Origin of the sequence: Rhizobium sp. Leaf321 (genome assembly GCF_001423215.1) — a bacterium.
GTDB lineage: Bacteria > Pseudomonadota > Alphaproteobacteria > Rhizobiales > Rhizobiaceae > Neorhizobium > Neorhizobium soli.
In genome coordinates this window covers 482000-493961 of the sequence record NZ_LMOF01000005.1, presented here as the reverse complement: position 1 = coordinate 493961, position 11962 = coordinate 482000, and the positions used below count along the sequence as shown (strand labels likewise).

The following is an 11962-nucleotide window of genomic DNA, read 5'->3' as shown; positions in this document are numbered from 1 at the left end:
ATAATGAATTTGAGGATTTCGGCTTGAGGAGCGGACAGCGCGCCCTCACGAAAGGCAGACGGGATGAATATAAGAGAACTTGATTATCAGGAGTGCATGGCATTCCTTTCAAAAACCCGGATGGGGAGATTGTCCTGCGTCCTCGAAGGCCGCCCGTACACGGTTCCGATTTCTTTCATCATTGAGGACGACTGGTTCTACAGCTTCTCGCTCGAGGGCAAGAAGATCTCGTGGATGCGCGAGAATAACTCCGTCTGCATTCTGGCAGACGAAATCTCCAGTCCGCAACAATGGCGGACCGTTATCGCGAATGGGCAGTTCAAGGAATTCGATCAGGCTGCCGAATGGGCGAAGTATGCGCGTGCATGGTCTCTTCTGCAGTCCAGCAACGCAACCTATTGGTTGCCTGGAGGACTGAAAACAGTAGCGGCCGGGGTGCAAAACAAACCCGTCTACTATGGAATTCGGATCGAAAGCGTCTCGGGGAGAGAGGCTTATCTTTCGAGCGAGAGCGAACGTGTGCCTGGCATGCATCCGCATTGATGCGCGCGACATCAAAGCCGTCCGGCTTCGGCTGCCGCCAGACTTAGACGCGCGCTACTCTGCGGGGTGCTGCTTGCGCGTGTGGAACCGCGCTTTCAGCCAGACCAAAAGATCATCCAGGAATGTGAACACGACCGGGATGACCAGCAAGCTCAGGAAGGTTGAGGTGATGAGGCCGCCGATCACCACGATGCCCATCGGCTGGCGGAAGCTTGAATCGCCGGATACGAGGCTGAGGGCGGCGGGCAGCATGCCGCCCGCCATGGCGATCGTCGTCATCACGATCGGCCGCGCTCGCTTGTGGCAGGCATCCACCAGCGCGTCATAGCGTGACATACCGGCGCGCCGCGCCTCGATCGCGTATTCGACGAGCAGGATCGAGTTTTTCGACACGATGCCCATCAGAAGCAGCAGGCCGATGACCGCAGGCATCGAGAAGCTTGTTCCCGTCAGCACCAGTGGCAAGAGCGCGCCGCCGAGAGCCAGCGGCAAGGCCATCAGGATCGTGACCGGCTGCAGGAAGTCATGGAAAAGCAGGACCAGCACCGCGTAGACGCAGAAGATGCCGATCGCCATCGCCAATCCGAAACTGCTGAACAGCTCGCTCTGGCGCTTCAACTCTCCCTGCTCGACGAATTTCACGCCCTGCGGCAGGTTCTTGTAGCCGGGAAGCTGCGCTGCCTCGTTCGTCACTTCCGAAAGGCTCCGGCCGTTGAGCTCGATCGTGAGCGAGACGTTGCGCGACCGGTCGAGCCGGTCGATCTGGCTGGGGCTGGAGCCTAGCGATATGTCGGCGATGGCGCCGAGCGCGACATTGCCGTCCTTGCCCTCGACCGGGATGAGCGACAGCGCATCCAGCGATTGCCGGCTCGCCGTGTCGAGCATGACCCGGATGGGGACCTGGCGTTCCGGCAGGTTGAGCTTCGACAGGGCCGCATCATAGGCGCCGGCCGTTGCGACCCGAATGGCGTCGGCGATCGCCTTCGAGGTCACACCCAGAGATGCGGCTTCCGCGAGATTAGGGCGGATGGTGATCTCCGGCGATTGGGTCGCGGCCGACGAGGTCACGTTGCCGATGCCGGGCAGCGTGCGCAGGTCGGACTCGAGGCTGGCGGCCGCTTTTTCCAGAAGGTCGGAATCGTCGCCGGCCAGCGTCAGCGTCAGCTGCGTACCATTGCCGCCGGATCCGATCTCAAGACGGACGCCGGGCAAGGTTTCCAGCGCCTTGCGCAAATCCGCTTCGATCTGAGATTGCTTGACGTCGCGGTCGTCGATCGACGTGAGGTTGACGACGAGCGTCGCACTGTTGGTGCTGGCATTCGTGGTGCTGTTCATCCCGCCCGTGGAGGCAGTGCCCGTCGCCTGGAAAACCGAGGTGACGTGATTAACGCCGGCGATGACGGAGGATGCCTTTCGCGCTGCTTCGTCGGTCGATTCAATGGTCGAGCTTGGAGGCGTCGTGATCGTGACCTGGGTCTGGCTGCTATCGGATGCCGGAAAGAACCCGGTCGAGAGATGGCTGAGAAGCAGGATCGTGAACGCCAGAAATCCGACTGTACCGAGCACCGGTATCCAGCGCCGACGAAGCGCGCCTTTGACGGCCCAGAGGTAGGATCGCATCAGGCGACCGTCCTCTTCGTGTGCCTTGCCGCTCGGCTTCATGATGTAGGCCGCCATCATCGGCGTCACCAGACGCGCGACGAGAAGCGAGGCGAGGACGGCGACGGAGGCCGTGATGCCGAACTGCTTGAAGATGATGCCGGGAATGCCGCCCATGAAGGCTGTCGGCAGGAACACGGCGACCAGGGTGAAGGTGGTGGCGATGACGGCGAGGCCGATTTCGTCGGCGGCTTCCATCGCTGCATCCATGGGGCTTTTCCCCATGTTGAGATGTCGCTCGATATTCTCGATCTCGACGATCGCATCGTCGACCAGGATCCCGACCACCAGCGACAGCGCCAGAAGCGTGATCGTATTCAACGAATAGTCGAGCAGATACATGACGAGAAACGTCGGGATGATCGACAAGGGCAAGGCGACGGCGGCCAAAAGCGTCGCCCGCCAGTCACGCAGAAAGAGCCAGACCACGAAGATCGCGATCAACGCTCCCTCATAGACCATATGCATCGAAGATTCGTAGTTCTGCTCGATCGGTACGATCGTGTTGTAGGCCTCTTCGATCGTCACTTGCGGATTTTCTGCCGCGAATGACTTCATCTGTTCGCGGATACTGTCGGTAACGGCGACGTCCGAGTATCCCTTGGACCGCTTGATCTGCGCGGCAATGACCGGTTTGCCGTTGATATAGGCAAGCGAGCTGAGATCACTGTGGGAATCGGTAACCGTGCCGAGTTCGTCCAATCGAACCCAGTTTCCGGCCGGCAATGGTATCGGCAGTGCGCGGAGCTGTTCAACGCTGCCGACGGCCGCCAGCGTTCGGACAGACTGGCTTTCGCCGCCGATCCGCCCCTTGCCGCCCGACAGGTCAGACTGCACTGAATCGAGCTGCCCGTTGACGTCGTTTGCAGACAGACCGAGGCCATCGAGCAGATTGGCGTTGAGTTCGACGCGGGCCTCCCGGTCGACACCACCCAGGCGCCCAACTTCGCCGACGCCTTCGACAGCCATCAGGGCACGCGACATATTGTTGTCGATGAACCAAGAGAGTTCCGCCGCATCCAGCGTGTCTGACCGCACCACATAGGTAATCAGCGGCGACGCGTTCAGCGACTGTTTGGAAACCGTCGGTGCGTTCATTTCTTCCGGCAGGTCGTCCTGCGCCTGATCGACGGCGCTCTTTACCTCGTCCAGTGCTTCCTGCGTGTTCTTTCCGACTTCGAAGGCGACGGAAATGCTGACGGAGCCATCGGTAACCGTCGTGGTCACGGAATCCAGCCGCGTCAGGCCCGTCAGTTCGTCTTCGATCTTGCGCGCGACCTCGGTCTCAAGCTGTGAGGCGGCGGCCCCGTCGAGCGACGCACTGATCTCGATCGTCGGAAGATCCATGTCGGGAAAGTTCTGGATGTCGAGACGGTTAAACGCCCACAGGCCGCAGGCCGTCATCAGGACGAACAGCAGGATCGGCGGAACGGGATTGCGGATGGACCAGGAGGAGAAATTCACTTCATCGCCTCCGTCTCGGCTTCGGCGACCGTATCGACCACCCGCACCACGGAACCGTCCGCAAGAAACGCGCCGCCGGAGACGACGACTTCCTCGGTCGTGTCGATCCCCGATACGATCTCGACCCGGTCGCCTTGCCGCCGGCCGGTCTCGACACGCTTGCGGGTTACCGTCGGCTGATCTGTCGCGTTGAGGACGAACGCGTAGGAAAAGCCGTCCCTCAGGGTGACTGCCGTTGCCGGAACTGTCAGCGCATCGGTGGCGTTGAATTCGAAATTGCCGCTGACGAGAATGCCGGTCTTCGGTTGTGGCATTCCGACTGCGGGCTGCAGGGCGACATAGACAGTGACCCGACCGCTGGCGGTCGAGCTCGTGGGCGAGACAAGCCGCACCTCGCCACGGACATCGCCGAGCGGCGTCGGAATGACCGCTTTGGTGCCTTCCTTGACATCGGCCAGCCGCTTGACCGGCAGCTCCGCCTGCCACTCGATGCGATTCTGGCGGATCAGCTTGAACAGTTCGTCGCCGGCGGTCACCACCTTGCCAAGCGACGCGGACCGTTCAGAGATCACGCCATCGTCGTTCGCGTAGACCTTCGTGCGGTCAAGGGTCAGCTGCGCGGATGCCAGCGCGGCCTTCGACGACGCAAGGGCTGCTTTCGACTTGCGCTCCGTGATCAGATACTCCGTCGTCTGCTGGGCGGAGATCGCACCGGAGCCGGTCAGCCCGCGGGCGCGGTCGGCATTCGCGACCGCCTGATCGAGATCGGCCTTTGCCTGCTCGACGCTTGCCTGCTGTTGCTCGAGCTCGGCCTGCGCGGTTTCGGCGTCGAATTGCACCAGCAACTCGCCTTTTTTTACCGTCGCTCCCACATCCGCATTGATGCCGATGATCCGCAATCCGCTGACTTCGGCGGAGATCACTGCTTCATGCCAGGCCGCAAGGCGCCCGCTTGCCGGAATGAGCACCGGCCACTGGGAAACCTCCGGTTTCGTCACGCTGACCGTGAGGGCGGCCGCGCCGGCGGTCGTCTGCGTCGCGTCCTGTGCCCGGCCTGCCGGGGTGAAAGCAAGACAGACGACGCAGGCAAGCGCCATCGTCGTGAGCGGGTGTGATGTTTTAAGCATTAGTTGAGTTCCCGTGCAGAAGAGGCAGCGGCGGTCGGAATGGACCAGCCTCCGCCAAGCGCTTTGTAGAGGGCGATCCAGTATTGGACGGCGTCGCGCCTGATTTCGATGAGAGTGATGGCCGCCGATTGCGCCGATCGGCGAGCTTCTTCGCGGTCGAGAATGCTGACGCCCCCGGACGCCCAGTTCTGGTCCACCGCGCGGAAATAGCGCTGATAGTTGTCGGCAGCGCTTTTTGCGTCGGCGATCCGCCGCAGCGCCGTGTCGACCCGCAACAGCGCCGTCTCGACTTCGGCAACGGCGCCAAGCACGCCAGACTTATAGTTCGCAACCGCGATATCGTAGTCGGCAACCGCACTGCGCACAGCCGCCCGTCGTGCACCGCCATCCAGCAACGGCACCGACAGCGCCGGTCCGAAGGACCAGGGAACGGATCGGCCGGTCACGGTGGACTGGCTGATCGAGATTGATCCGCTGAGGCTGAGGCTGGGGTAAAGATCGGCCTTCGCCGCGCCGACGTCCGAAATCGTTGCGGCGACTTCAGCCTCCAGCGCATTGACGTCGGGCCTCTGTCGCAGGACGTCGGCAGGCACGGCAGTGATCCGCACCGCAGATGGCTGCGGAATACGCCGTTTGCCCTGGTCGAGCAGCTGGCGAACCGCTGGTTCGTCGCCACCCGTCAATTGTGTGATCGATTTGATCAGGATCTCGCACTCGCCGCGCTGGGCCGTCAGGCTTGACGATGAGGCCGCAGCGCTTGCCTTTGCCAGCGCCAGGTCGCCGGTGGAGGTAAACCCCGATTGTGCCGACCGTTCCGTGGCGCGGATGGTGGCCGTCTGCGATGCGAGCTCGTCGCGGTAGAGGCGCTCCAGTTCGCGGCAGGCGCGGTACTGGACATAGTCGTCGCCCACTTCGGCGGCAATCGAAACGCGGGCATCATGCCAGGACCAGACTTCGCCAGCGGCCCGCGATGCAGCGGCGCGCACCTGCTTCTTGGTCTTGCCGAACAGATCGATTTCCCAGGCGGAATCAAGCCCGCCGCTCTTTGTCGTCCCGGCGGTCAGCCTGTTATTGTCGTTACCCTTATTGCCCTCACGGCTTGCCGATGTAGAGCCGTCGAGCGATGGGAAAAGCCCTGACGCGGTGCTGTCGAGCGTGGCGCGCGCCTTGTCGATATTCGCCACCGCTTGCTCGATGGTCGGGTTTTCGCGGTCCGCCATGTACAACAAGGCGTCCAGCGAGGGATCCTTGAAGCTTGCCCACCAAGCCACGAGATCGGCTGTTCGACCGCCATGCGGAAGCGTCGCATGCCAGAAGGCGGCAACAGCTGGCGTCGCCGGCTTGAGAGTGCCAAGGCTCGTGCATCCGGTAAGCAAGGCCGCGATGGCCAGGACTGGTAGAACTGAAGAAAGAGTGCTGCGCATCGATTGGACACCGCCTTAACTGAAGGCCGCAGTATAGGGATCGCCATGTTAATGTCGGTCAAGAGCAGGTTAAGTTAGGTAAAACTGCTGTCTTCGCAGCCTCAAGGTCGTAAAGCTGAAGTTATCGAAGGAGCAAGAGCAGGGCATGACCAAGCTACTATTGATCGATGACGATGCCGAGCTGACCAACCTGCTGGGCGAGTATCTGACAGAGGAAGGCTTCGCGGTCGAAACGACCGCGGATGGTCGCGTCGGCGTGGCCGAGGCCATGTCCTCCTCGACGGATCTGATCGTGCTCGACATCATGATGCCGCGGATGAACGGCATCGAGGTTCTCCGCAAGATCCGGCAGGTGAGCGACGTGCCGGTGCTGATGCTGACGGCAAGGGGAGACGATATCGACCGCATCGCCGGCCTCAATCTCGGAGCCGATGATTACGTCTCCAAGCCCTGTTCTCCGGGGGAACTGGCCGCGCGCATTCGCGCCATCCTGCGCCGCTCGGGCCGAACCGAGCGGGACGGCACCGTCAACGAGATCAGGACGGGCGAACTGGTGCTTTATCCGTCGAACCGCAGGGCGATGTGGCGGGCGGCACCCCTGGAACTGACCGGAACCGAGTTCAGCCTGCTGGAAGTGCTTGCCCGCTCCTCCGGCCAGCTTGTCTCCAAGCAGGAGATATCGTTGCGAGCGTTTGCCAAGCCGCTCACCGCGTTCGATCGCCGGATCGACGTCCACATCAGCAGCATCCGGCAGAAACTCGGCGCCCGCCCGGATGGGCAGCCCTGGATCCAGGCCGTGCGCGGCCGCGGCTACCAGTTGCTGGAAGGCTGACCATGCATCGCCTGTTCTGGAAATTCTTCACCGTCGTCTGGTTGGCCATGGCCGGCTCGATTGCGATCCTGTTTGCGATCAGCACGCTGTTCCAATCACCGTTCGAGGAGGAGGTTGCTGGCCGGGAACTTAGCCTGACGCTGGAGACCGCAGCTCAGGTGCTCCAGTCGGATGGCCTGGAGGCGACGGCCAGGCTGGTGGCGGCGGTTCGGCGGACCGGTCGCGACATCCCGGTTACCGTCACGACCGACGGGCCGGCGATCGATTGTGCCGAACAAAATGAGGAGGCGCTCGTTCGAACCGCCGTGCGCGACGGAGAGTGTTATCGCCTGGAAATTGCCGGCGCAGCGCCGAGCATGATGGCTAAAACCTGGCCTCGGGCTGTTCCGTGGCTGGCAGCCCTTCTGGCGGCAGCAGCTGCGGCCTATTGGCTCGCCCGCTATTTCATTACCCCGGTCGAGCAGCTGCGCTATGGGCTGCGCTCGCTTGCCAGGGGAGAACTGGACGTGCGGATCGCCCACAAGATCGGCGCCAAACGCGACGAGATCGCGTCGCTGGCGCACGATCTGGATATCACCGCTGCCCGGTTGCAGGAGCTCCAGATGGCTCAGCAGCAGCTGTTCCACGATATTTCGCACGAACTGCGCTCGCCTTTATCGCGTCTGCAAGCTGCTATCGGCGTTTTGCAACAGAACCCCGTACGGCTGGCGGTGATGATCGAGCGGATGAGCCGCGAGGTCGAGCGGCTCGACGAACTGGTCGGCGAAATCCTCACTCTCGCCCGGCTGTCGGATCGCGATACACCGAGGTTCGAGCGGCAGACGCTCGACCTTGTCGATCTCCTGCGTGAGATTGTGGACGATGCCGGCTTCGAGGGACAGGCACGCGGGGTAACCGTCCAGTATGAGGGCGTCGACACATTCGTGGCTTCCGTCAACGGCGAGCTGATCTACCGCGCGCTGGAAAATGTGATCCGCAACGCCATTACCCACACGGGACCAAGCACCGCTGTCCGTGTGACGTCCAAGGTCTTGGACCGGAAGCTGATCGTGACCGTCGAGGACGACGGCGAGGGTGTGCCGGAGACGGAACTGGAGGCGATCTTCAAGCCGTTTTCGCAAAGTTCAACCGTCACCACCCGTTCCGGCTTCGGCCTTGGGCTTGCCATTACCCGGCGTGCGGCGGAATGGCACGGCGGGGGCGCAAAGGCAGAAAACAGACCGGCCGGTGGTCTGTCCGTCCAAATCACAATTCCGACCTGTGCTGCCCCACGAAAGCTTGTGGCAGCAAATTAATCGCCCATCGCGGTTCGGCCTTGGCAAATCGGTGCCGCCGACTACTTCACCCGGGAGTCGACAACGACAAGGAGACACACAGGATGACCGCCATTCGCCGCATCGTCTTGGCAAGCCGACCGACCGGTCAGCCCGAGGCTGAGAATTTCCGCATCGAGAATTTCGAACTCCCGGAAGCAGCAGAAGGAGAGGTCACCTTGCGATGCCTCTATCTTTCGCTCGACCCTTACATGCGCGGTCGCATGAGCGACGCAAAGTCTTATGCAGCGCCCGTTCCCATTGATGGCGTTATGGAAGGCGAAACGATCTGCGAAGTGGTGAAGTCTCGCCACACAGCCTTTTCGCCCGGCGATATCGTTCGTGCTCGGACCGGATGGACGACCAATGCGGTTGTCCACGGAGATACCCTGACTCGTGTCGAAACGCACGGCGCAACGCTGACGACGGCACTCGGCGTGCTGGGAATGCCCGGCTCGACCGCCTGGAGCGGAATGAAGTTCATCGGGAAGCCGAAGCAAGGCGAGACCGTCGTTGTCGCCGCTGCCTCCGGGCCTGTCGGTTCGCTGGTCGGCCAGCTTGCGAAACTTGCCGGGGCGAGGGCAGTCGGGATTGCCGGCGGACCGGACAAATGTGCGTATGTGAAAGATGGCCTCGGCTTTGACGCCGTTGTCGATCACCGCTCGAAAGATTTTGCGTCCGATCTCGCTGCTGCATGCCCTGACGGCGTCGATGTCTATTTCGAAAATGTCGGCGGGCACGTTTGGGACGCCGTCCTGCCGCTGCTGAACCAGTTTGCCCGTGTCCCCGTCTGCGGGCTTGTCGCGCACTACAATGGCGCCGGATCTGCGGAAACGGACAGGCTTCCGATCACCATGTCGGCGGTTTTGAGGCGCAGCCTTCTCATCCGCGGCTTCATCCAGACTGAATTCATCAGCCACTTTGGAGACTTCCTCGATGAGGTCGGCCCGCGCGTCGCGTCCGGCGACATAAAGTATCGGGAAGATATCGTTGACGGCCTCGAACGTGCGCCCGAGGCTTTCATCGGCATGCTCACCGGCGGCAATTTTGGAAAGCTGATCGTGAAGATCGCTGACTGACTGGCTCAAGCAGCCTAATCCGGCCATGAATTCGCCATGTGTAACAAAGACTAGACCCCGGACCGTGGCAGCACCGTCCGGGGTCTTCAAAGCCAGGCCTCCCTCTAATTTCAGCTTGAATGATGCACTCGCGTTCCGGTCGACTGGCCAGGTGGTGCAGGCGAATTTAGCGTGGGTTTCAGCCAGTTGAGTTCGGCAACATTTCGTGGCATCAACCGGCACCATTCACCTTTCGAAAGTCGCTGGTTACGATGCAGTATTCCGTATTGACGCGGCGATGGATCTCGGCTGCGATTATCGCGATCGTGTCCGCTCAGCTCGTTGCCTGTGCCAACAGGCCTTCGGCCTCTGTTCTCGATCCGGTCGCGGTCAACCCGGCATCCAGCCGTCAGCTTACCGTCCTTACTGCGACGAACCGGTCGCGGGACGGCGACGGATACTCGTCCCGCCGTAACGCAGATCCGGCCTTCGAAACGTTCACGGTCGCAATCCCGCCCTCGCACCGCCCGCCGAAGATCGAATGGCCTGTCGGTAGACCCGACGCGTCGACGGACATGGTTGTTTCCGAAAGACGCTCTCTCGACCAAAAACAGTTTCTGGCGTTGGCGGACGCGCCCAACAAGGATGGGGCGGTTGGCATCTTTGTCCACGGGTATAACTATACGTTCCAAGAGGGATTGTACCGGCTCGCTCAGGTCGCAGCCGATTCCAAGACGGATGGAAAGCCCGTCCTTTTCTCTTGGCCGTCGCAGGGATCCCTTGCGGGATATCTCGCGGATCGTGACGCGGCCCTGGCTTCGCGTGACACCCTGGTCTGGCTCGTCAAATCGATGGCAGCCAAACGCGATGTGAAACGGGTCATCCTGTTCGGGCATAGCATCGGCGGGTTCCTGATCATGGAAACACTTCGCCAGCTGAAGCTGGAAGGCCGCGGCGACGTCCTCGACAAGTTGGTCGTCGTGCTCGCGGCTCCAGACATTGACGACGATCTGTTCAGGTCGCAGCTGGAGGTCGTTGGGCGGATGCGTACCCCCATCACGCTGTTTGTTTCCAAGGACGACAAGGCGCTCAAGATCTCCAGTTTCATCAGCGGCGAGAAGCCGCGCGCGGGATCGCTCAATGTCGATAGCCCTTCGGTGCGCGACGCAGCCTTGCGCTATGGTCTGCGGATCATCGACATCTCGTCGGTCAAGGCAGCAGATGGCGTTGGGCACGACCGGTACGCCAATCTCGCGCAGCTGGGTCCGCAGCTTGCGCAGGCGGGTGGCGGGGCGGTTTCGGTGCCGGAGGCGGGTGCCTTCGTCTTCGACGTCGCGGCATCGGTCATTTCAAGTCCGTTCAGATTGGCAGGCGCGGTCGTCGGCGGCCGCTGAGCTTGCGGTTTCTGGCGATAGACCAGGGAAGGATGCTTGATCCTTCTCTCTCATTCTTGTGTCCGTGCGTGGTCGCACTTGTCGATTGTCACCCTATGTTGCGTGTGTTGAACCGAGAGACACCGATTTGCGCCGAGCATTCCACTTCCTCGCCCTGACGGGCGTTTTTATCGTCATTCTACTCGTCTCGGCGTGGTCATCGCTGGCACTGTGGTACCGTCTGCCATTGCCGCTCCCGGCAAGAGCGATGTTCGCTGCGCTGTTTGCCGCTCTCGGTGTCTGGACCATCGTCTCTGTGATCCGCCACCGATGGCGGGCTCCGACGGGCGTGTTCTCGGTGGCCTTCGCGATCGTGCTTTCGTGGTGGTTCACGCTCGCGCCCCCAGCGGTAGGAGACTGGTCGCCGGACGTTGCGCGACAGGTCACCGGAACGATCTCGGGCGACACGTTGACCCTGAACGGTGTGCGAGACTTCACCTGGAGAAGCGATACCGACTATACCGAAAACTGGAAGACCAAGACGTATGATCTAAAGACGCTGACGTCGGTTGATCTCTTCATGTCCTACTGGTCGGGACCGCTGATGGGCCACATGCTGGTCAGCTTCGGCTTCTCGAATGGCGAGCACGTCGCCTGGTCCGTCGAGGTCCGCCGCAAGCGCGGAGGCGCGTTTTCGCCGATCGCGGATCTCTTCAAGAGCAATCCGCTTGTGATCGTCGCGGCAGAGGAGCGGGATATTATCGGGGTTCGTACGATCGTGCGCGGCGAGGACGTCCAGCTCTACCGGGTGAACGTCTTGCCGCAGACAGCACGCAACCTCCTGGTCGCCTATGTCGAGGATGCAAACAAGCTGTCCCGCCAGCCGCAGTGGTACAACTCGCTGATGACGAACTGCACGACTGCGGTTGTGGCCATCGTCAGAACGCTTGGAGGCACGGTCCCTCTCGACTGGCGGCTGTATGTGAACGGCTATCTACCCGAATACGCCTACGATCAGGGCATCCTCGACACTGGGTCCCCGATGGCGGTGCTCAGGAAGCAGTCCCATATTGCCGAGAAAGCCAAGGCGGCGGGCATGTCCGAGGACTTTTCAGAGGCGATCAGGCGAGATCGGGTAACCGAACCGCCTGCAACGAACTAGACGCAGC

General features: G+C 61.7%; 9 protein-coding genes. 6 read left to right on the top strand and 3 right to left on the bottom strand.

Going from position 1 to position 11962, the window contains the following annotated elements; all coding sequences use genetic code 11:
• Positions 1 to 96: 96 nt before the first annotated feature.
• Positions 97 to 543, top strand: coding sequence for a pyridoxamine 5'-phosphate oxidase family protein (locus tag ASF70_RS05895; RefSeq protein ID WP_162237953.1), 447 nt, complete (start codon positions 97 to 99; stop codon positions 541 to 543).
• A gap of 54 nt (positions 544 to 597) precedes the next feature.
• On the opposite strand, the gene ASF70_RS05890 is transcribed toward ASF70_RS05895, so the two are convergent.
• From ASF70_RS05890 to ASF70_RS05880, 3 genes are read right to left on the bottom strand one after another with little or no spacing between them, the layout of a single operon-like run.
• Entirely contained in the window at positions 598 to 3666 is a 3069-nt protein-coding gene (locus ASF70_RS05890; protein ID WP_062578208.1) for an efflux RND transporter permease subunit, read from the bottom strand.
• Positions 3663 to 4793 carry an efflux RND transporter periplasmic adaptor subunit gene (locus ASF70_RS05885; RefSeq protein WP_062578206.1) on the bottom strand — a complete coding sequence of 377 codons (1131 nt, stop codon included), beginning with the start codon at positions 4791 to 4793 and terminating at the stop codon, positions 3663 to 3665. The genes ASF70_RS05890 and ASF70_RS05885 overlap by 4 nt, the downstream gene beginning before the upstream one ends.
• Positions 4793 to 6217 carry an efflux transporter outer membrane subunit gene (locus tag ASF70_RS05880; RefSeq protein WP_062578204.1) on the bottom strand — a complete coding sequence of 475 codons (1425 nt, stop codon included), beginning with the start codon at positions 6215 to 6217 and terminating at the stop codon, positions 4793 to 4795. The genes ASF70_RS05885 and ASF70_RS05880 overlap by 1 nt, the downstream gene beginning before the upstream one ends.
• A 145-nt stretch (positions 6218 to 6362) precedes the next feature.
• On the opposite strand from ASF70_RS05880, the gene ASF70_RS05875 reads away from it, so the two are divergent.
• From ASF70_RS05875 to ASF70_RS05855, 5 genes are all read left to right on the top strand, one after another.
• Positions 6363 to 7049, top strand: a complete 687-nt coding sequence (locus ASF70_RS05875; RefSeq protein WP_062459393.1) for a response regulator transcription factor — start codon at positions 6363 to 6365, stop codon at positions 7047 to 7049.
• Positions 7050 to 7051: 2 nt separating this feature from the next.
• Complete coding sequence (locus ASF70_RS05870; protein WP_062578202.1) at positions 7052 to 8344, top strand: ATP-binding protein; 1293 nt, start codon at positions 7052 to 7054, stop codon at positions 8342 to 8344.
• 83 nt (positions 8345 to 8427) lie between these two features.
• Positions 8428 to 9441, top strand: a complete 1014-nt coding sequence (locus ASF70_RS05865) for an NADP-dependent oxidoreductase (protein ID WP_062578200.1) — start codon at positions 8428 to 8430, stop codon at positions 9439 to 9441.
• Between the two features lie 251 nt (positions 9442 to 9692).
• On the top strand, positions 9693 to 10814 hold the full coding sequence (locus ASF70_RS05860; RefSeq protein WP_062578198.1) for an alpha/beta fold hydrolase: 1122 nt from the start codon (positions 9693 to 9695) through the stop codon (positions 10812 to 10814).
• Positions 10815 to 10941: 127 nt separating this feature from the next.
• Positions 10942 to 11955 carry a DUF4105 domain-containing protein gene (locus ASF70_RS05855; RefSeq protein ID WP_062578196.1) on the top strand — a complete coding sequence of 338 codons (1014 nt, stop codon included), beginning with the start codon at positions 10942 to 10944 and terminating at the stop codon, positions 11953 to 11955.
• Positions 11956 to 11962 lie beyond the last annotated feature (7 nt).

Coding starts and splice junctions, on each gene's coding strand:
- ASF70_RS05895 (WP_162237953.1), top strand. CDS start 97: ATGGCATTCCTTTCAAAAACCCGGATGGGGAGATTGTCCTGCGTCCTC.
- ASF70_RS05885 (WP_062578206.1), bottom strand. CDS start 4,793: ATGCTTAAAACATCACACCCGCTCACGACGATGGCGCTTGCCTGCGTC.
- ASF70_RS05880 (WP_062578204.1), bottom strand. CDS start 6,217: ATGCGCAGCACTCTTTCTTCAGTTCTACCAGTCCTGGCCATCGCGGCC.
- ASF70_RS05875 (WP_062459393.1), top strand. CDS start 6,363: ATGACCAAGCTACTATTGATCGATGACGATGCCGAGCTGACCAACCTG.
- ASF70_RS05870 (WP_062578202.1), top strand. CDS start 7,052: ATGCATCGCCTGTTCTGGAAATTCTTCACCGTCGTCTGGTTGGCCATG.
- ASF70_RS05865 (WP_062578200.1), top strand. CDS start 8,428: ATGACCGCCATTCGCCGCATCGTCTTGGCAAGCCGACCGACCGGTCAG.
- ASF70_RS05860 (WP_062578198.1), top strand. CDS start 9,693: ATGCAGTATTCCGTATTGACGCGGCGATGGATCTCGGCTGCGATTATC.